The organism is Amycolatopsis heterodermiae, from assembly GCF_034929455.1.
Taxonomy (GTDB): Bacteria; Actinomycetota; Actinomycetes; order Mycobacteriales; family Pseudonocardiaceae; genus Amycolatopsis; species Amycolatopsis heterodermiae.
The window spans coordinates 24,427-43,536 of the sequence record NZ_JAYFSI010000013.1 but is presented as its reverse complement, the minus strand read 5'-3'; the positions used below and the strand labels follow the sequence as shown (position 1 = coordinate 43,536).

The following is a 19,110-nucleotide window of genomic DNA, read 5'->3' as shown; positions in this document are numbered from 1 at the left end:
CGATGCCGATCCGGACCAACCGCGGCCGCGCCGCGGTCTACCGCCGCCTGTGGGGCTGGCCGCTGCGCTCGCCGCGGCACCTGGTCGGGACGCTGGTGTTCCTGGCCATCCTGGTCACCGCGCTCGGCATCGTCCTGCCGAAGGTGATGGGCAAGCAGCAGGCCAAGGCGTCGCCGGCGACCGGGACCACGACCACCTCGGTCACCGCGCCGACGCCGTCAGGGGTCGCCGCGCCGGTGCCGACGTCGAACCTGCCGACGAGGCTTTCCACACCGCTGGCCACCCCGACCACGGCGGCGCCGAACGGTGACGCCATCCGCGTCGCGAAGGAGTGGGCCGCGGCGTGGGTGGACCACCCGCAGGGCATCACGTCCGCGCAGTGGCTGGAGAAGCTGAAGCCGTACACGACGGAGGAGTACCTGCCGGTGATGTCGTCGGTCGACCCGGCGAACGTCCCCGCCACGAAGGTGACCGGTGAGCCGACGGTCGGCACGTCCTACACCAGCTCGGTGCAGCTGACGATCCCCACCGACGGCCCGAAGCTCAGCATCACGGTGGTGAGCACCAACGCCGGCTGGCGGGTCGCCGACTACGACCAGGCGAGCTGACGCATGCGGCGGCTGGGGTTGTGGCTGGGGCTGATCGTGTTCGTCGCGATCGGCGCCCTGATCATCACCGCCATCGCCGCCAAGGTCGTCGTCGACAACCAGCAGGCCCAGGCCCGCGGCGTGTCGCTGAGGAGCTGCGACGCCTCGGTCGGGCCGACCCAGCCCGGCGAGGGCGAGCGCGGCACGGTCGACGCGTCGAAGCTGGACGACGAGCAGAAGGGGATCGTCGCGCTGATCATCTCGATCGGCAAGCAGCGGACGCTCGCACCGCGCGCCTGGCAGGTCGCGATCCAGGCCGGCATGACCGAGTCGGGGCTGCACAACCTGACCTACGGCGACCGCGACTCCCTCGGCATCTTCCAGATGCGCCCGTCGATGGGCTGGGGCACGTACGCGCAGGTCACGGACCCGACGTACGAGGTCAACAAGTTCTACGACGTGCTGCTGGCGGTGCCGGACTGGGAGAACAAGCGCCCGGGCGACGCCGCGCAGGCCGTCGAGCGTTCGGGGTTCCCGGACCGCTACCACAAGTGGGAGCCGATGGCGGCGACGCTGGTGGAGAACGTCGGCCAGGTCGTCGACGTCGTCGCCTGCGGCACCGGGCTGGGCCAGCTGCTGCCGCCGAGCCAGGCCGCCGCGAAGGCGATCAGTTTCGCGCTCGGCGAGCAGGGGAAGCCGTATGTGTGGGGCGCCACAGGGCCCGACTCGTACGACTGCTCGGGCCTGATGCTGCGGGCCTACGAGTCGGCCGGCATCATCCTGCCGCGCGTCTCACAGGACCAGTACCACGCGGGCGCGATGCTGCCGGTGCGGGAGGCGCAGCCGGGTGACCTGCTGTTCCTCGCCACCGACCCGTCGAACCCGGAGACCATCCACCACGTGATGATGTACCTGGGGGACGGGAAGGTCGTCGAGGCGCAGCAGACCGGTGTTCCGGTGCACACACGGGCGTTCTCGTTCGATGAGGCCGAAGTGGTGCCGCAGGCGGTCCGGCCCGGCGTTTAGCATGGGTTAAAGCCCCCTTGACACGAGCGGGCCGGCGGATTGGCCGACAACGGAACCGATTCACCCGACGTCGCGGAGCTTCCACGAGCAGGCGGCCGCGTACTGGCAGAGGATGAGCACGTGGGACGGAAATTCGGCAAGCGAGGCAAGCCCGGCGGTCCCCAGGATCCGGCGGCGCTGTTCGGCGCGCCCCAGCCCCCGAGGCAGTCGGCTCGCCCCGCGTCCAGCACGCCCCTGGCCGACCAGCTGAGCGTCGGTTACCCCGGCGTCGACGCCGGTTACGTGGTGTTGCCCAGGTCGCTGGCCGAGGGGATGTCCCTGCCGTGGCAGCAGCAGATGGCGGCGCTGCTGGCCCAGTTCCACGCCGAGAACGCGAGGCTGGCGTGGCCGATCTACCGCGTGGTGCCGTCCCGCTACGAGCGTCTGGAGGATCTCGACGAGGAGCAGCTCGCGGAGGCGGGCTACCTGGTGGAGATGGACGCCGACGGCGAGATGGTCTACCGCGAGCGCAGCGGCCGCAAGGTGGACGACCCGGCGAACACGACGGTCCTGGTATCAAGCCTCGACCCGATCCCGAAACCGGCGGCACGCCCCCAGGCCCCGCCGCCGGGAGCACCCCCACCCCCGGGCCAGGCGCCGGCCCCGATGAACATCGGCCCGGCACCGGTCTGGCGGACGGTGCCGCATGCGCCGCCTCCGGCGCAGCCTGTTCAGGGCGGGCCTCCGCCGGCCTCGTCCGTGGCTCCGGGGGTTTCGGGTGGGGGCGAGCCGTTCGCAGCGTTTGTCGAGTCGCGGCCTGTGGCGGAGTCTGCTGACGGGTTTGTTGAGTCGCGGCCTGGGGCTGAGCCCGCGGGTGGGTTTGTTGAGCCTGCCGGTGGATTTGCTGGCGTGCGGCCCGGGGCTGAGTCGCCAGGTGGGTTCGCCGACTCGCGGCCCGGAAGTGAACCGCCAGGCGGATTCGTGGATGCGCACCCTGCGGCTGAGCCCGCTGGTGGGTTCGTTGAGTCGCGGTCTACGGCTGCTCCTGCTGGTGGTTTTGCTGATCCGCGGCCTGAGGCGGAGTCTGCTGGTGGATTCGCTGATGGGCGGCCCGGGGCTGGGTCGCCGGGTGGGTTCGCGGAGTCGCGGCCTGGACCTGAAGCGTCAGGTGGATTCGTGGATGCGCGGCCTGGGGCGGAGCCCGCTGGTGGGTTCGTTGAGTCGCGGCCTGCGGCCGAGCCCGCTGGTGGATTTGTCGACGTGCGGCCCGGGGCTGAGTCTGCTGGTGGATTTGCCGGCGTGCGGCCCGGGGCTGAGTCGCCGGTTGGATTTGCGGAGTCGAGGCCTGAGGTCGAGCCGACTGGTGGGTTCGTCGACTCGGAGTCTGGGGGAGAGCCGTCGCGCCTAGGCGCTGCCGAGGCCGAGCCGTCGGGCGATTTTGTCGATTCCCGCTCGGAGGCGCCGGCTGAGGTCGAGCCGCCCGCAGCGGCCGTCGATTCGCGGCCGGGAGCGCCCGCCGGTGGCCTGGCGTGGAGCCGCCCGGAGGAGGCGGCGCCGAACCAGCACCGTCCGGAACCGCCGCCCAGCTGGGAACACCGCGCCCCGGAGCCGGAGTGGTCGGTGGCCGCCGAGGCGGACCTCCCAGGCCCGGTCAAGGCACCACAGCAGTCGGCCCGCCACGCGGCGCCGGAGACGACGGCCCCCGCAGCCGAGGCATCAGCGAGCATCCCGCGACACGCACCCCCGGCGGCCCCTGAAGAGTCGCCGCTTTCGGCGGAGTGGTCCAACCCACGGCCTGCTACCGAGTCGCCGATCGAGCTGTCCGACCAGGGTGATCAGTCCGCAGAGCTGGAGCCCGACGCCACTGAGACTGGTCCGCAGCACGACGATTCCGTGCCCGAGAACTCCAGCGAACTCGCAGAGAACGACTTGGCTGACAATTCAGCGCCCGACAAGGATGGCGAGTCAGCCACCTCACACGCCCACGAGGCACGGCCTACCGCGGAGGGCGACTCGCACTCCGAGCCGGTATCTGCCGGGCAGGGCGGTACGCCTGCCTCGCCCTCCAGCGAGCCTGAGGAGACGGCACCAGTCGCCGAAGGCGGTTCGCCGACCGACGAGTCGGCGCCTGCGCCGCACGCGGACGAGTCGGCTGGAACGGTGCCCGCCGCGGAAGGCGGTTCGCCCAACAGCGAGTCGGCCGAGCCAGCACCTGCCGTCGAGGGTGGTTCGCCTTCCCACGAGCCGGCTGAGGTCGATTCTGAGGAAGAGGACGCCTCGCACTCCGGTGCGCCGCCTGCTTCGCATACGCCCGCTGATCCGGCTGGATCGCAGCCTGGTCGGCCCGCCATGGCGCAGGACGGTCCGGGCGAGCCTTCGGTGCCGCCTGGCCAGCACCCCATGTCGCCCGTCGCGGCATCGTCTGAGCCGTCTCAGCCGGGGCCTCTCTCGCAACCGGGCACTGTTGCGCCGCCTTCGGGACCGTCGGCTGGTCAAACCCAGCCAGGCCCGGTCGCGCCGCCGGGGGCCGGTCAGTCCGGCTCGCCCGTGACGCCGCCGGAATCGCAGGTCGTGCAGCAGCCAAGCCTGACCACGCCACAACCGGGCCCGATCGCGCCACAGCCAGGCCCGGCTGCGCCGCAGTTCGGCCAGCAGCCAGCCGCGGCAGCAGCGGAACCTGACCGGCAGCCAAGTTCAGTCACGCCGCAGATCGGCCAACAGCCTGGTCCGATCATGCCGCAGCCCAGCCAGCATTCCGGTCCAATTGCGCCGCAGCCCGGGCAGTTACCAGGTTCGGCTGCGTCTCAGACTGGCCAGCAGCCAAGCTCAGCTATGCCGCAGGTCGGCCAGCAGCCCGGCGCGACCGCACCGCAGTCCGGCCCGGCTGTGCCGCAGTTCGGGCAGCAGCCAGGTGCGGCAGCACCGCAGCCCGGCCAGCAGACCGGCCCAACTGCGCCACAGTTCAGCCCGGCCGTGCCACAGTCCGGCCCAACCGCGCCGCAGGCAGGCCAGATCACGCCGCAATCCGGCCAGCAGTCTGGCCCAGCCGCGGCACAGACCGGCCAGGCCATGCCGCAGCGCGGCTCAGTCACGCCGCAGGTCGGCCAGCAGCCCAGCCCAGCTGCGCCATATACCGGCCCAACCCCGCAGCAGCCAGGCCAACCCAGCCAGTCAGGCCAACCCAGCCAGGCAGGTCAGCCCGGTCAGCCCGGTCAGCCGCCCCAGCACTGGGCCCCCACCAGCAACCCAGCCAACGGCCCAGCCCGCACCCAACCCCCCAAACCCGTCTTCCCCGGCCCTGAGTCGACCCCCCAGTCCTTCCCAACCAGGCACGCCGCGCCCGTCCGGCCCGTTTTCCCCGGGCCGAACTCCGCGCCCCAGTCGCCGAATCCGGCTGTGCCGCCCGTTTTCCCTGGGCGGGAACCGCTCCCGCAACCCAGCGGGCAGTCCGCCAACGAGGACGCCGATACCCCTCCACGAGGCATCGCCATGCCCTCGCGTGGGTGGTTCGACGAGTTCACCGATCAGCCCGCCGAACCCGAGGAGCCGCAGGAGTTCGGGCCCACCGGGCAGCCGACCGAGATCCCCTACCGGTACAAGCGCTGACAGACTCGTCCGGGGATGCCAGGCTTGGGGTATGGCGAAAGACGCGAATCCGGACCCGGGGTGGTACTACAACACCCGCACCAACCAGGTCGAGCACCTCGAACGCGCCCGCGGCATCGATCTGCTCGGGCCGTACCCCGACGAGGCCACGGCCCGTCGCGCCCTTGACATCGCCAAGGAACGGACCCGGCAGGCCGACGCCGAAGACGACTAGACCACCACCTGCGGACCCAGCACGAACTCCGGGTCCACCTGGGAGGCCAGCTCGGCGCCGGCCCACGCCTGGGCGTTGCGCAGGTGGAATTCGACGGCTTGACGCTGGTAGCGCGCCCAGTCGCGCTGCTCGGCGTCGACCGCCGCGTGCATCGCTCGCAGCGTCGAAAGGTTGGCCGGCTCCAGCTCGGAGATCGGCCGGGCCGCGCCGCGCTCGGCCGCACGGACGTGCCGCGACGCCGACATCCACCCCAGCAGCGCCTCGCCGACCTGCTCCCGCAGGAACTCGACGTCCTCGTCGTCGGTGACCTTGTTGCCGACGACCACGAGCCGCACGCCGAAGTCGCGCGCGTAGTCCGCGTACTGGCGGTACACGCCCACGCTGCGCACCGTCGGCTCGCACACCAGGAACGTCACGTCGAACCGCGTGAACAGCCCCGACGCGAACGCGTCGGCGCCCGCGGTCATGTCCATCACGACGTATTCGCCGTCGACGTCGACCATGTGGTTCAGCAGCAGCTCCGCCGCGCCGACCTTCGAGTGGTAGCACTTGACGCCGAGGTCGTCCTCGTCGAACTGGCCGGTGACGCCCAGCCGGACCCCGCCCAGCTGCCGGAAGCAGGCGGCGAAGATCGGGTTGTCCTCGAACGGCCGGACCAGCCGCGAACCCCGGCCCGGCGGCGTCGTCTTGATCATCGACGCCGCGTCCGGGATCCGCGGGTTGTCGCCGCGCAGGTGGTCCTTGATCAGGGCCATGTTGTCGCCGAGCGTCGGCCAGGCGAGTGCCTCCTCCTCGGTCGCGCCGAGCGCCACCGCGAGGTGCTGGTTGATGTCGGCGTCGATGGCCAGCACCGGGCGGCCGGCGCCGGCGAGGTACGCGACGAACAGCGACGACAGCGTGGTCTTGCCGCTGCCGCCCTTGCCGACGAACGCGATCTTCACGGTCGGATCCCTTCTTGGGAATGAAGACGGTTTTCATTATTGCGGAGTCAACGTACACCCGACCGGCCCAAGCCCGATCGGGCGATCACAGTGCCGTTTCCCGGGCCGTTCGCGGGTTAGGGTTGGGGGGTGCCTCCCCTCGTGATCAGGACACATACGGCGGGCGGGGACTTCGGCCCCCTGCGTGCCGAGTTTTCGCTGCCGGAGTCCTTCGGGCCCGAGGTGCTCGCCGAGGCGGAAGCCGCGGTCCTGGATCCCCTGGCCGCGGCCGGGACCCGGGAGGACGCGACGGACCTGCCGTTCGTCACGATCGACCCGCCTGGCTCCAAGGACCTGGACCAGGCGATGGTCGTCGAGCGGACCGCGCACGGCTTCCGGGTGCACTACGCGATCGCCGACCTGGCCGCGTTCGTCCCGCCCGACGGCGCGCTCGACCGCGAATCCCGGCGCCGCGGGCAGACGCTCTACCTGCCCGACGGCAACGTCCCGCTGCACCCGCCGGTGCTGTCCGAGGGCGCGGCGAGCCTGCTGCCCGGCGAGATCCGGCCCGCGGTGCTCTGGACCATCGAGACCGACGAAGCGGGCGAGCCGACGGCGACCCGCGTGCGCCGCGCGCTGGTCCGGTCCACCGAGCAGTTCGACTACGAGACGGTCCAGGCCGCTCTCGAAGCCGGTGACCCGCACCCGTCGGTGGCCGCGTTGCCCGAGCTGGGACGGCGGCGGCGCGAGCTGGCCGTCCGCCGCGGCGCCGTCGAGCTGCAGCTGCCCGAGCAGGAGATCAGCGGCGACCCGGACGGCGGCTGGGTGCTGGCGCGCCGCCCGCGTACCGCCGTCGACGCCTGGAACGCCGAGATTTCGCTGCTCACCGGCATGGCCGCAGCGCAGATCATGATCGACGCGAAGATCGGCGTCCTGCGCACGCTGCCCGACCCGGAGCCCGAGGCCGTCGACTGGCTGCGCCGCTCCGCCGAAGCGGTCGGCATCGCCTGGCCGGCGGCCGACACCGTCTCGGAGTTCCTGTCCCGGCTGGATCCCCGGCAGCCCGCGGCGATGGCGATCTACGCCGACACGACGCGCTTGCTGCGCGGCGCCGGTTACACGGCGTTCGACGGCGGCCTGCCCGCGTTGACCACGCACGCGGGTATCGGCGGCGCGTACGCGCACGTGACGGCGCCGATCCGGCGGCTGGTCGACCGGTTCGCGACGGAGATCTGCCTCGCGGTGTCGGCCGATCGCGACGTCCCGGCGTGGGTGCGGGCGGCGCTGGCGGACGTCCCGGAGCGGATGACGGCGTCGGACACCCTCGCGGCGAAGGTCGAGCGGGCGTGCATCGACCAGGTCGAGGCGTGGGTGCTGGCCGAGCACGTCGGCGGCGAGTTCAGCGCGGTGGTGCTGCGCGCGGACGAGAACAAGGCGGAGATCCTCGTCGAGGACCCGACGGTGATGGCGAAGTGCTCGGGGGAGAAGCTCACCGCGGGGGAGCGGATCGGCGTCCGGCTGACCGCGGTGGACGTCGAGAAGCGGAAGGTGTCGTTCGAACGCGCATGACGCACCTCGTCGACGATCTCGGTGAGCCGGTGCCCTTGGACGGTTCCGTGTCCCGGGTGGTGTCGCTCGTGCCGTCGCTGACCGAAGCCGTCGAGGTCAGCGCGCCCGGACGGCTGGCCGGCGCGACCGACTACTGCACCCACCCGGCCGCGCTGGACGTCCCGCGGGTGGGCGGTTCGAAGTACCCGAAGGTGGACCGGATCCTGGAGCTGGCGCCGGACCTGGTGCTGGCCAACTCGGAGGAAAACCGCCCGGAGGACGTCGAACGGTTGCGCGCCAACGGAATCCCGGTGTGGGTGATGGCGGCGTCGGCTTCGGTCCCGGCCGCGCTGGGTTCCCTGCGGCGGATCCTGACCCAGGCGTACGAGCTGCCGGAGCCGGACTGGCTGGTCGAGGCCGAGGAGATCTGGCGCGAGGTCCGTCCGGTGCGGTTCCACGCGGTGGTTCCCGTGTGGCGCAAGCCGTGGATCGTGCTGGGTCGCGAGACGTTCGCTGGTGACGTCCTGCGCCGGGTCGGCGTCGCGAACGTCTACGCGGCTTCGGAGGAGCGCTACCCGAGGCCGGACGTCGAGGAGCTGCGGGCCCACTTCGCGGCGGACGCGGACCTGCTGGTGCTGCCGGACGAGCCGTACCTGTTCACCGAGGAGGACGGCCCGGAGCACTTCCCGGACGAGCGGTACGTCCTGGTCTCGGGGCGGCACATCACCTGGTACGGCCCTTCGCTCGTGGACGCGCACGCCGCCCTGACGGACGCTCTGTCAGCTATGTGAAGTCGAAGCCCCGGGCCAGCGCGGCGCGAATGCCGTCGGCGACTTCGGCCGGGGTCACCGGTTCGGTGGTCTGGTCCAGCCAGTTGTCCGGGCGCGGCCGCCCGGTGTCCACGACGAGCACGGGCCCGGGCCGCTCAGCGAGTTCGATGGCGTAGGTCATCGTCGCGCCGAGCCCCTGCGAGTAGGTGGGCTTCGGGCGGATGGCCCACCGGTACTCGACACCGCCGACCGTGATGGGCCGCGAACCCTTGCGCGTCAAAGTCATGATTCCGGCGAACCTACATCGGGACGATCGGTTTTCAGCCCGCGCAACCAGGACTCGAGCGCGTCGAAGTGCTCGGTGGTGAGGCCCGTACGCGGGTTGACGGCGATCAGCTCGGTCGACAGGTCGCCGCGGCGGGCGACGAACCCTCGGCGGGCCTGGGGGAACGTGTCGAAGTCGTCGTCAAACCAGGCCAGTGGGCGGCCCGCGGCGAAGCGGGCCACCGCGGGGAACTTCCACTCCGCCGGTTCGCCCGGGAACTCCACCACCCGCAGGCGCGGCAAGCCGATCGCCGGGCCCATCAGGGTGTTCGCCTGGTGCTCCCACGTGGTCGCCCAGACCAGTTCCGCGTCCGCGGAACCGGCCAGGGCGAGCAGCGCGGGGCCGTGGCCGGGGTTGAGCCACATCTTCAGCTTGCGGCGGCCCCAGCGGGACACCTTCAGCTGGTGCTCGACGTAGCCGGCGGGCTTCGCGTGGCGCGGTGCGGCCCACGGGCTCAGCGGGCCGTCCACGTCGAGCAGGATCAGCGGTCTCACACCTGCTTACAGCGTCAGGCCGGTCAGGACCGTTACCCGCTCCTCGGTGAAGTCCGCCATCGCCGACGCCGGGCCCTCGCGGCCCACGCCCGAATCCTTCACCCCGCCGTACGGCATCTGGTCCGCGCGGAAGCTCGGGACGTCGCCCACCAGAACCCCGCCGACCTGGAGTGAAGCAGACACCGAGAACGCCGTCGGGAGGTCTCGCGTGAACACCCCCGCCTGCAGCCCGAAGCGGGACGCGTTGATCCGCGCCACCCCCTCCTCCACCGACGAAACGCGGATCAGGGAGACCACCGGGCCGAAGACCTCGTCGGCCATCACCGACGCGTCCTCCGGGACGTCCGCCAGCACCGTCGGCTCGAAGGTCGCGCCCGACCGGCCGCCGCCGGTCAAAAGCTGTCCACCAGCGGAAACCGCCGAGGAGACCCACGAGGAAACCCGCGCGGCCGCGTCCTCGTTGATCATCGGGCCGACGTCCACGCCCTCCGCGCGCGGGTCGCCCGTGCGCAGAGCGCTGACCTGGGAAAGGACCTTCTCGACCAACGCATCGAACACGGAGTCGTGCGCGTACACCCGCTGCACCGAGATGCACGACTGCCCGGCCTGGTACATCGCGAACGTCGCGATGCGCTGCGCCGCGAAGTCGAGGTCCGTCCAATCGGGACAGACGAGGACCGCGCCGTTGCCGCCCAGCTCCAGCGCGACGTGCTTGCGCGGCACGCTGTCGCGGATGCTCCAGCCGACCGGGACCGAGCCGGTGAACGACACCACCGGCAGCCGCGGGTCCTGGACCAGCCTCGACGACGTCTCGTTGTCCACCGGCAGGATCGACCACGAGCCCGCCGGAAGATCCGTCTCGGCCAGGATCTCGCCCAGCAGCAACGCCGTCAGCGGCGTCGCGGGCGCGGGCTTCAGCACGATCGGCGCGCCCACCGCGATCGCCGGGGCCACCTTGTGCGCCACCAGGTTCAGCGGGAAGTTGAACGGCGTGATGCCCAGCACCGGTCCGCGCGGCACGCGCCGGACCAGCGCCAAGCGACCGGTGCCGCCCGGGTCGGTGTCGAGGCGCTGCAGCTCGCCCGAGAAGCGGCGGGCCTCCTCGGCGGCCCAGCGGAACGTCGAAACCGCGCGCCCGACCTCGCCGCGCGCCCACTTCAGCGGCTTGCCGGACTCGGCCGTGATCAGCTGCGCGATCTCCTCGGACCGCTCACCCAACGCCCGGGACACGTGGTCCAGCGCCCCCGCACGGACGTGCGCGGGCAGCGTCGCGAACTCGTCGCGGACGTCGTGCGCGGCCTGGACCGCGGCCTCGACGTCCGAAGTGGACGGTACGAAGTGCGCACCGGCGAGAGAGCCGTCGAACGAGTGGCGGACGTCAGCCGTGGCGCCGCCGGTCACCGGCTTTCCGGCGACCCAGAAGGGGAAAGTCACGAGCGAGCCTCCGTGCGGACAGCGTGCTCGAGGACCGCGAGGCCCTCGTCGAGCAGGTCGGTGGACAGGGACAGCGGCGGCAGCAGGCGGACGACGTTGCCGTAGGTGCCGCAGGTCAGCACGATGACGCCGGCCCGGTGACAGGCCGCCGCGACGCGCTTGGTGAGGTCGGCGTCCGGTTCGGTCGTGCCCGGTCGCACGAACTCGGCGGCCAGCATCGCGCCGCGGCCGCGGACGTCGCCGATCACGCCGGTCTCGTCGGCCAGCGCGCGCAGCCGCGGCAGGACGACCCCTTCGATGCGCTTCGCCGACGCCGCCAGGTTCTCGGCCTTCATCGTCTCGATCGAGCCGAGCGCGGCGGCGCAGGCGATCGGGTTGCCGCCGTACGTGCCGCCGAGGCCGCCGGGCGGGACGGCGTCGAGCAGCTCGGCGCGGCCGGTGACCGCCGCGAGGGGGAGGCCGCCCGCGATGCCCTTGGCCGTCGCGACCAGGTCCGGGACGACGTCCTCGTCGCTCGACGCGAACCAGGAACCGGTGCGGCAGAAGCCGGTCTGCACCTCGTCGGCGACGAACACGACGCCGTTCTCGCGGCACCAGGCCGAAAGCGCGGGCAGGAACCCGCGCGCGGGCTCGATGAACCCGCCCTCGCCCTGGATCGGCTCGAGCACCACGGCCGCCACCTGGTCGCCGCCGATCTGCTTCTCGATCCGGTCGATGGCCAGCGCGGCCGCGTCGGAGCCGGAAAGCCCGTCTCGGTACGGGTACGAGCCCGGCACGCGGTAGACCTCGGGCGCGAACGGGCCGAAGCCGTGCTTGTAGGGCACCGACTTCGCGGTCATGCCCATGGTGAGGTTGGTGCGGCCGTGGTAAGCGTGGTCGAACACGACGACGGCCTGGCGCCCGGTCGCCACGCGCGCGATCTTCACGGCGTTCTCGACGGCTTCCGCACCGGAGTTGAACAGCACCGACTTCTTCGCGTGGTCACCGGGCGTCAGCTCGGCCAGGGCTTCGCACACCTCGACGTAACCCTCGTACGGCGTCACCATGAAGCACGTGTGGGTGAACAGCTCGGCCTGCGTGCGGACGCGGTCGACGACGGCCGGCGCGGAGTGCCCGACGCTGGTCACCGCGATGCCGGAGCCGAAGTCGATCAGGACGTTGCCGTCGGCGTCGGTGACCAGGCCGCCACTGGCGGAGGTGACGTAGACGGGCAGCACCGAGCTGACCCCGGCGGCGACCGCGTTGGCGCGCCGCTCCTGCAGCTCGCGCGAGAGCGGGCCGGGGATCTCGGTGCGCAGCCGGCGCTGCCGGGGTGCCGGGGCCTGCGGCTCGGCGGTGGTGCTTGCGGTCACGGCGTGCTCCTCCGGAGGTGGGTGGACGTCCTCAGGATGAGCTGCGGCGCAGCTGGAGTCAGCTGGCCGTTCTGGCAATTTCAAGGCGTAGAATTGGCCGTTATGGCACTCACGCTGCGAGGACTGGCCGCCGACCGCCCGCTCGGCCTGCGCGTGCTGACCGGCGACGCGTCGCTGGATCGCCCGATCGGCTGGGTGCACCCGACGGAGCTGACCGACCCGCAGGCATTCCTCGAAGGCGGCGAGTTGCTGCTCACGACGGGCTTGGCCTTGGACGAGGAGACCTCCCCGGGTTATGTGCATCGCCTGGTGGACGCCGGGGTGGCGGGGCTCGGGTTCGGCGTCGGGCTGAGCCACGACGAGGTGCCGGCCACGCTGGTCGCCACGGCCGCCGAAGTGGGGCTGCCGGTGCTGGAGGTGCCGCGCGAGACGCCGTTCATCGCGATCACCCGCGCGGTGTCGCGGGCGGTGGCGGCCGACGAGTACGCCACGACGGTCCGCATCGGCCAGGCCCAGCAGGAACTGACCCGCACGGCCGTCGGCAAGGGCGGCCCGGCGGGGGTGCTGCGCAAACTGGCCAAGCTGGTCGACGGCTGGGTCCTGCTCTTCGACCGCACCACCGTCACCGAAGCCGCTCCGGCGAGCGCGCGGGCGTACGGCGCTTCACTGCGCGAAGAGCTGGAGCGCCTTCGCGCGGGAACGCGCGTGGTGTCGGTGGGGGAGGACGAGGTCGTGCTCCAGACGCTCGACACCAGCGTGCGCCGGGTACTCGCCGTCGGTACTCCGGCCTCGCTCGACACGGCCGGGCGGCACATCGTGAACACCGCGGTGTCGGTGCTTTCCCTTGCGCTGGAACAGGATCGCGCGCAGGCCTCGGCGCGGCAGGCGCTGCGGTCGGGGTTGCTGGAGCTGCTCGCCGGCGGGCAGGACGAGCTGGCGTTGCGGGTGCTGGCCACGACGGGCGCCGAGCCGCCGGTGGCGCCGTGGTCGGTGCTGGTGTTCGCCGGGGCGGCCGCGTCGCGGCGCAAACTCCTGGAAGCGCTGGAAGGCGAGCCGCTGTTCGCGGCTCGCTGGGACTCGCTGGTGGTCGCCTTCGGTGCGGGCACGGCGGTCGACGTGGTGGCCGAGGCGGCGCTGCGGATCGGCGGCCTGCACGGTGGTGTCGCCGGGCCGGTGGCCGCGGCGGACTTCGCGGCCGGCCTGGAACAGGCGGAGCTGGCGGCCCGGGCGGCGGAAGCCGAGGACAAGATCCTGCTGTCGGCGGCCGAGCACACCGGCCGCGGCCTGCTCTCCCTCATCGATCCGGTGGTGGCGCAAGCGTTTGCCCACGGCCTGCTGGCCCCGCTGCGGTCGCACGACGAGACCGGCCGCGGCGACCTGGAGACGTCGTTGCGCTGCTGGCTGGAGCACCACGGCCACTGGGACACCGCGGCCGCCCGCCTCGGCGTACACCGCCACACGCTGCGCAATCGCATCCGCAAGGCGGAGGAACTGCTCGGCCGCGACTTCGACTCACCGGGAGTGCGAGCCGAACTCTGGGTCGCGCTCCAGGCCTAGCGCACCAGCACGATCGGCGAGTCCCCGCACCGCCGCAGCACTGGACCCGGCTCCGCGCCCGAGGACCACCAAGCCGGGACGTCCACCTCGCGCACCAGGGACCCCGTCGCCTGCCGGACGCTGTTGGACACGATCACCCGCCCCTGCGCGTTCAGCAATGCCGCGCCGCGGCCCAGCGAACGCAACCGCGGCCGCACCGCGCGCTCGAACTCGCGCACGTACACGTCCGCTCCGACCACGCCCGCGAAGGCGCCGGAGGAAAACACCGGGATCGTGAACGTCAGCGTGTACTCGTCGGTGCACAGGTAATCGACGTACGGGCCGTTGATGTGCCGGCGCCCGGTGTCGCGCGGGACCGTGAACCACGATTGGCGCGTGTAGTCGAGGAAGTTCTCGCTGCCCGGGTCGAGGCTGATGAACAGCTGCGCGGGCGGCGAACCGGCGGTCCACCACTCGAAGCCGAATTCCGAGTCCTCGAGCACCCGCGGCGCGCTGACGAACCCCGCGCCGACGATCAAGCCGCCGAGGGCCTCGGTGACGGCCGGGCGGATGCGGTGCAGCGCCGCGGCGGACGGGGTGTCGGCCAGCACCGACTCGGCGGCCGCGAGCAGCGGCTTCAGCCGGTCGAAAACCTCTTCCACCAACGCGGAAACGTGCTCGACGACCTCGTCGCCGGCCAGCGTGCGGGTGTCGTTCACGGTGCTCACCTCGATGCGCGGAGTATGCCGAGTTTAGGGGGCGAGCAGGTCGAGGTGCACGTCCGCGAGCCGGTCGAGCGCGCCCAGCAGGTGCTCCTCGGTGAGCTTGCGGGCCAGGTCGCCGTCGGCGGACGCGATCGCCGCGGTGATCGCCGTGTGCTCCTCGTACGGATGGGTGCCGAGCGGCAGCCACAGCAGCCCGCCCAGCTCGGCCTGCAGGTGGACCTCTTCGTGCGTCAGCCGCGGCGACTGGGCGGCCGCCGCGATCTCCAGGTGGAACTGCCGCTCCGCTCGCGTGAAGTCGATGCCGCGCGCCGTGCGGAGGTCCTCGGTGGCCAGCCGTAGCCGTTCGACGTCCTCGGGGGAGCTGCGCTCGGCGGCGAGCTTGGCGGCGGCCCCGGCGATCGCGAGGTAGTGGTCGCCGACGTCGCGCAGGTCGGACAGCGACACCTCCCGCAGCCGTTCGCGCCAGACGTCCGAGGGCGGGTTGGCCGGCGTGCGGACGAAGCTGCCGCCGCTGCGCCCGCGCCGCGTCTCGACCAGGCCCTGCTGCCGCAGCGCCACGAGCGCTTCCCGGACCGTCACGGTGGAGACGCCGAACTGCGCGGCCAGGTCGGCCTCGCTGGGCAGCTGCTCCTCGTCGGCGAGCAGGCCGAGGGTGATGGCGTCGACGAGCCGCGCCGCCACCGCTTCCGCCCGCCCGACCTGGCCGAGCGGGGCGAACATGGCGGACCGCGCGCTGTGCGACATGCCCTTGCGCATCGTGACCCTTCGCCGTCGGAGAACCCGTTCGCACCAATCTTGCCTGATCCACTTGTCCTATTACATATGGACTTATATGTTTTAGCTCCGCGAACCTCCGAGGGAGTCATCGTGCAAGAGCTGAAGCACTACGTCGGCGGCGCGTACGTCGAGTCCAAGTCGGGCCGGACGGCGGAGATCACCGACCCGGTCACCGGGCGCCCCTACTGCACCGCGCCGATCGCCGGACCCGAGGACGTCGACAACGCGCTGCAGGTCGCGGCCGCCGCGTTCGAGACCTGGCGCGCGACGACCCCCGCCCAGCGCCAGCTCGCGCTGCTGAAGATCGCCGACGCGCTCGAAGCCCGCGCCGACGAGGTCGTGCGCGTCGAGTCCGCGAACACCGGCAAGCCGATCGCGCTGACCCTGGCCGAAGAGATCCCGATGGTCTTGGACCAGGTCCGGTTCTTCGCCGGGGCCGCGCGCGTGCTCGAAGGGCGTTCAGCGGGCGAGTACATGGAAGGCCACACGTCGTTCGTCCGGCGCGAGCCCGTCGGCGTCTGCGCCCAGGTCACGCCGTGGAACTACCCGCTGCTGATGGCGATCTGGAAGATCGCGCCGGCGCTGGCCGCGGGCAACACGGTCGTGCTCAAGCCGTCCGACACCACCCCGGCGTCGACGCTGCTGCTCGCCGAGATCGCCGGGGAGTTCCTGCCGCCGGGCGTGTTCAACGTCGTGTGCGGCGACCGCGACACCGGCCGCGCGCTGGTCGAGCACGACATCCCGGCCATGGTGTCGATCACCGGCTCGGTCCGCGCCGGCATCGAGGTCGCTCGCAGCGCGTCCGCCGATGTCAAGCGCGTGCACCTGGAGCTGGGTGGCAAGGCGCCGGTCATCGTCTTCGGTGACGCCGACCTCGAAGCCGCCGCCGAGGCCATCGCCGTGGCGGGCTACTTCAACGCCGGCCAGGACTGCACGGCCGCCACCCGGGTGCTGGTCGCCGACGAGGTGCACGACGAGTTCGTCGGCGCGCTGGCCCGGCAGGCCGAGGCCACGAAGACCGGCAAGCCGGACGACGAAGACGTCGCGTACGGGCCGCTCAACAACGCGGCCCAGCTGGAGAAGGTGTCCGGGTTCATCGACCGGCTGCCGGAGCACGCGACTGTCCACTGTGGAGGACGCAGAGCCGGCGACGAGGGCTACTTCTACGAGGCCACGGTCGTCTCCGGCGTCAAGCAGGACGACGAAATCAGCCAGAACGAGATCTTCGGCCCGGTCATCACCGTCCAGCGGTTCGCCGACGAGGCCGAGGCGCTGAAGGCCGCGAACGGCGTCCAGTACGCGCTCGCGTCGTCGGTCTGGACCCGCGACCACCAGCGCGCGATGCGCCTGGCCGCGAAGCTCGACTTCGGCTGCGTCTGGATCAACACGCACATCCCGCTGGTGGCCGAGATGCCGCACGGCGGGTTCAAGAAGTCCGGCTACGGCAAGGACCTCTCGCTGTACGGCCTCGAGGACTACACCCGGATCAAGCACGTCATGAGCGCTCTGTGAGGCTGGCGATGCCCAACCAAGCACCCAACCAAGCCCCTTCCGAAGCCCCCGCGGAACCCGCGGCGGTCAGCGACGACGACCGCCCCGCCGTCCGGCTTTCCGGGCTGCGCAAGCACTTCGGCGACGTCCACGCGGTCGACGGCGTCGACCTCGACATCCCGCCCGGCGAGTTCTTCTCGATGCTCGGCCCGTCCGGCTCCGGCAAGACGACCGTGCTGCGCCTGATCGCCGGGTTCGAGCTGCCCACCGAGGGCACGATCGAGCTGGACGGCCGCGACGTGAGCAGGCTGGCGCCCTTCGAGCGGGACGTCAACACGGTGTTCCAGGACTACGCGCTGTTCCCGCACATGAGCGTGCAGCAGAACGTTGAGTACGGCCTGCGCGTGAAGCGCGTCCCGAAGCAGCAACGCCGTGAGCGCGCGCTCGAGGCCCTCAAGACCGTGCGGCTGGACGACTACGGCTCCCGCAAGCCGTCGCAGCTCTCCGGCGGGCAGCGCCAGCGCGTCGCGCTCGCCCGCGCCCTGGTCAACCGGCCCAAGGTGCTGCTGCTCGACGAGCCGCTCGGCGCGCTCGACCTCAAGCTGCGGCTGGCGATGCAGCTGGAGCTCAAGCAGATCCAGCGCGACGTCGGCATCACGTTCGTCTTCGTCACCCACGACCAGGACGAGGCGCTCACCATGAGCGACCGGATCGCGGTCTTCAACGACGGCAAGATCGAGCAGGTCGGCCCGCCCGAAGAGATCTACGAACGGCCCGCGAGCGCGTTCGTCGCCGGTTTCGTCGGGACGTCGAACCTGCTGGGCGGCCGCGGCGCCGAGTCGGTGATCGGCCGTCCCGGGCTGTTCAGCATCCGGCCGGAGAAGATCCGCATCGACGACGAGCTGTCCGAGCCCGCGGCGGCGGGGGAGACCAGCGCGACCGGCACGGTCACCGACGTCGTCTACGCGGGCGCGACCGTGCGCTACGCCGTCGCGCTCGACGCCGGCGGCCAGCTTTCGGTCGTCCGGCAGAACACCGACGGCGCCCTGGCGGCTGGCCGAGTCCGGCTCAGCTGGCGCCACGAACACAGCTTCCAGGTCCCAGGTCAGTGAAGGGTTTGCCATGAAGAACAGGAAAACGCGGCTTGCCGGGCTCCTCGGCGCCAGCCTGCTGTTGGCTGCATGTGGCACGTCGGGCACGAATTCGTCCGCGCCGCCCGGCGCGCAGGGGTTCACCCCGCCGAAGCTGGAGGCGCTGAAGGCGCTCGGGCAGCCGGAGGGCCAGCTGAACGTGCTGGCCTGGCCCGGGTACGCCGAGAACGGCTCCAACGACCCGAAGGTCAACTGGGTCACGCCGTTCGAGCAGCAGACCGGGTGCAAGGTCAACGTCAAGCCGTTCGGGACGTCCGACGAGGCCGTCACGCTGATGAAGACCGGCCAGTACGACGTCGTCTCGGCGTCCGGGGACGCGTCGCTGCGGCTGGTGGCCTCGGGTGACGTCGAGCCGGTGAACACCGCGCTCGTGCCGAACTACGCCGACGTCCAGCCGTTCCTCAAGGACAAGTCCTGGAACAGCGTCGGCGGGGTCTCGTACGGCATCCCGCACGGCTGGGGCGCGAACCTGCTGACCTGGCGCACCGACAAGGTGACGCCTGCGCCGGCGTCGTGGTCGGTGATGTTCGACGCGAACTCGCCGTACAAGGGCAAGGTCATCGCCTACGACTCGCCGATCTACATCGCCGACGCCGCCCTGTACCTGCAGGCGCACCAGCCGGACCTGGGCATCAAGAACCCGTACGCGCTGGACGACAAGCAGTTCACCGCCGCGGTCAACCTGCTGAAGCAGCAGCGTCCGCTGGTGTCGGAGTACTGGTCGGACTACCTCAAGGAGTCGCAGGCGCTGAAGAACGGCGACGCCGTCGTCGGCACCGCCTGGCAGGTCACGGTCAACCTGACCAAGGGCGAGGGCGCGCCGCTGGAGTCGGCCGTGCCGAGCGAAGGCGCGACGGGCTGGTCGGACACCTGGATGGTCGCCGCGAAGTCGGCGCACAAGACGTGCGCGTACAAGTGGCTCGACTACATCGTCAGCCCGAAGGTGAACGCCCAGGTCGCCGAGTACTTCGGCGAGGCGCCGGCGAACACCAAGGCGTGCGCGGAGATGACGGACAAGACGCTCTGCGACACCTACCACGCCAGCGATTCGACGTACGCCTCGAAGATCGCGTACTGGACCACGCCGATCCCGCAGTGCCTCGACGGCCGCACGGACGTCAAGTGCAAGGACTACGGCGAGTGGACCAAGGCCTGGACCGAGATCAAGGGCTGAC

16 protein-coding genes are annotated in these 19,110 nt (G+C 71.6%); 9 read left to right on the top strand and 7 right to left on the bottom strand.

What is annotated here, in order from left to right; translation table 11 throughout:
* Positions 1-2: 2 nt before the first annotated feature.
* From VA596_RS39460 to VA596_RS39445, 3 genes are all read left to right on the top strand, one after another.
* Entirely contained in the window at positions 3-608 is a 606-nt protein-coding gene (locus VA596_RS39460) for a hypothetical protein (protein ID WP_323334357.1), read from the top strand.
* A 3-nt stretch (positions 609-611) separates the two neighbouring features.
* A complete protein-coding gene (locus tag VA596_RS39455; protein WP_323334356.1) occupies positions 612-1,613 on the top strand; it encodes a C40 family peptidase in 1,002 nt (333 codons plus the stop codon).
* Between the two features lie 3,616 nt (positions 1,614-5,229).
* Complete coding sequence (locus VA596_RS39445) at positions 5,230-5,412, top strand: hypothetical protein (RefSeq protein ID WP_323334355.1); 183 nt, start codon at positions 5,230-5,232, stop codon at positions 5,410-5,412.
* Here VA596_RS39445 and VA596_RS39440 read toward each other — a convergent pair.
* Positions 5,409-6,353: an ATP-binding protein gene (locus tag VA596_RS39440; protein ID WP_323334353.1), complete on the bottom strand. Its 945-nt coding sequence runs from the start codon at positions 6,351-6,353 to the stop codon at positions 5,409-5,411. The two genes, VA596_RS39445 and VA596_RS39440, sit on opposite strands and share 4 nt — an antisense overlap.
* 141 nt (positions 6,354-6,494) lie before the next feature.
* On the opposite strand from VA596_RS39440, the gene VA596_RS39435 reads away from it, so the two are divergent.
* Positions 6,495-7,901 (top strand): RNB domain-containing ribonuclease, encoded by a 1,407-nt coding sequence (locus tag VA596_RS39435; protein ID WP_323334352.1) that lies wholly within the window; start codon positions 6,495-6,497, stop codon positions 7,899-7,901.
* Positions 7,898-8,671, top strand: a complete 774-nt coding sequence (locus VA596_RS39430; RefSeq protein WP_323334351.1) for a helical backbone metal receptor — start codon at positions 7,898-7,900, stop codon at positions 8,669-8,671. Before VA596_RS39435 ends, VA596_RS39430 begins: the two co-directional genes overlap by 4 nt.
* Here VA596_RS39430 and VA596_RS39425 read toward each other — a convergent pair.
* Genes VA596_RS39425 through gabT form a run of 4 tightly spaced genes read right to left on the bottom strand, consistent with a single transcriptional unit; the run spans position 8,664 to position 12,255 of the window.
* Entirely contained in the window at positions 8,664-8,936 is a 273-nt protein-coding gene (locus VA596_RS39425) for a hypothetical protein (RefSeq protein ID WP_323334350.1), read from the bottom strand. The two genes, VA596_RS39430 and VA596_RS39425, sit on opposite strands and share 8 nt — an antisense overlap.
* Positions 8,933-9,469: an HAD domain-containing protein gene (locus VA596_RS39420; RefSeq protein WP_323334349.1), complete on the bottom strand. Its 537-nt coding sequence runs from the start codon at positions 9,467-9,469 to the stop codon at positions 8,933-8,935. The genes VA596_RS39425 and VA596_RS39420 overlap by 4 nt, the downstream gene beginning before the upstream one ends.
* A 6-nt stretch (positions 9,470-9,475) precedes the next feature.
* A complete protein-coding gene (locus VA596_RS39415) occupies positions 9,476-10,903 on the bottom strand; it encodes an aldehyde dehydrogenase family protein (RefSeq protein ID WP_323334348.1) in 1,428 nt (475 codons plus the stop codon).
* Positions 10,900-12,255: a 4-aminobutyrate--2-oxoglutarate transaminase gene (gene gabT / locus VA596_RS39410; RefSeq protein WP_323334347.1), complete on the bottom strand. Its 1,356-nt coding sequence runs from the start codon at positions 12,253-12,255 to the stop codon at positions 10,900-10,902. Before gabT ends, VA596_RS39415 begins: the two co-directional genes overlap by 4 nt.
* A gap of 102 nt (positions 12,256-12,357) precedes the next feature.
* Between gabT and VA596_RS39405 the strand changes: the two genes are divergently transcribed.
* On the top strand, positions 12,358-13,812 hold the full coding sequence (locus VA596_RS39405) for a PucR family transcriptional regulator (protein ID WP_323334346.1): 1,455 nt from the start codon (positions 12,358-12,360) through the stop codon (positions 13,810-13,812).
* Here the strand turns inward: VA596_RS39405 and VA596_RS39400 are convergent.
* The gene (locus VA596_RS39400; RefSeq protein ID WP_323334344.1) at positions 13,809-14,510 is read right to left on the bottom strand and encodes a cache domain-containing protein; all 702 of its coding nucleotides are present in this window, start codon (positions 14,508-14,510) and stop codon (positions 13,809-13,811) included. The two genes, VA596_RS39405 and VA596_RS39400, sit on opposite strands and share 4 nt — an antisense overlap.
* Positions 14,511-14,543: 33 nt before the next feature.
* Positions 14,544-15,272: a FadR/GntR family transcriptional regulator gene (locus tag VA596_RS39395; RefSeq protein WP_323334342.1), complete on the bottom strand. Its 729-nt coding sequence runs from the start codon at positions 15,270-15,272 to the stop codon at positions 14,544-14,546.
* A gap of 111 nt (positions 15,273-15,383) precedes the next feature.
* Here VA596_RS39395 and VA596_RS39390 point away from each other — a divergent pair, with 111 nt between their 5' ends.
* From VA596_RS39390 to VA596_RS39380, 3 genes are read left to right on the top strand one after another with little or no spacing between them, the layout of a single operon-like run.
* Entirely contained in the window at positions 15,384-16,805 is a 1,422-nt protein-coding gene (locus tag VA596_RS39390) for a gamma-aminobutyraldehyde dehydrogenase (RefSeq protein ID WP_323334341.1), read from the top strand.
* Between the two features lie 8 nt (positions 16,806-16,813).
* Complete coding sequence (locus tag VA596_RS39385; RefSeq protein ID WP_323334340.1) at positions 16,814-17,896, top strand: ABC transporter ATP-binding protein; 1,083 nt, start codon at positions 16,814-16,816, stop codon at positions 17,894-17,896.
* 10 nt (positions 17,897-17,906) lie between these two features.
* Positions 17,907-19,109: an ABC transporter substrate-binding protein gene (locus VA596_RS39380; RefSeq protein WP_323334338.1), complete on the top strand. Its 1,203-nt coding sequence runs from the start codon at positions 17,907-17,909 to the stop codon at positions 19,107-19,109.
* Position 19,110: the final 1 nt, after the last annotated feature.

What these genes read in the sequence shown, in the direction of transcription:
- VA596_RS39445 (WP_323334355.1), top strand. Translation starts at nt 5,230, where the DNA reads ATGGCGAAAGACGCGAATCCGGACCCGGGGTGGTACTACAACACCCGC.
- VA596_RS39385 (WP_323334340.1), top strand. Translation starts at nt 16,814, where the DNA reads ATGCCCAACCAAGCACCCAACCAAGCCCCTTCCGAAGCCCCCGCGGAA.
- VA596_RS39455 (WP_323334356.1), top strand. Translation starts at nt 612, where the DNA reads ATGCGGCGGCTGGGGTTGTGGCTGGGGCTGATCGTGTTCGTCGCGATC.
- VA596_RS39460 (WP_323334357.1), top strand. Translation starts at nt 3, where the DNA reads ATGCCGATCCGGACCAACCGCGGCCGCGCCGCGGTCTACCGCCGCCTG.
- VA596_RS39405 (WP_323334346.1), top strand. Translation starts at nt 12,358, where the DNA reads ATGGCACTCACGCTGCGAGGACTGGCCGCCGACCGCCCGCTCGGCCTG.
- VA596_RS39395 (WP_323334342.1), bottom strand. Translation starts at nt 15,272, where the DNA reads ATGCGCAAGGGCATGTCGCACAGCGCGCGGTCCGCCATGTTCGCCCCG.
- VA596_RS39425 (WP_323334350.1), bottom strand. Translation starts at nt 8,936, where the DNA reads ATGACTTTGACGCGCAAGGGTTCGCGGCCCATCACGGTCGGCGGTGTC.
- VA596_RS39380 (WP_323334338.1), top strand. Translation starts at nt 17,907, where the DNA reads ATGAAGAACAGGAAAACGCGGCTTGCCGGGCTCCTCGGCGCCAGCCTG.
- VA596_RS39430 (WP_323334351.1), top strand. Translation starts at nt 7,898, where the DNA reads ATGACGCACCTCGTCGACGATCTCGGTGAGCCGGTGCCCTTGGACGGT.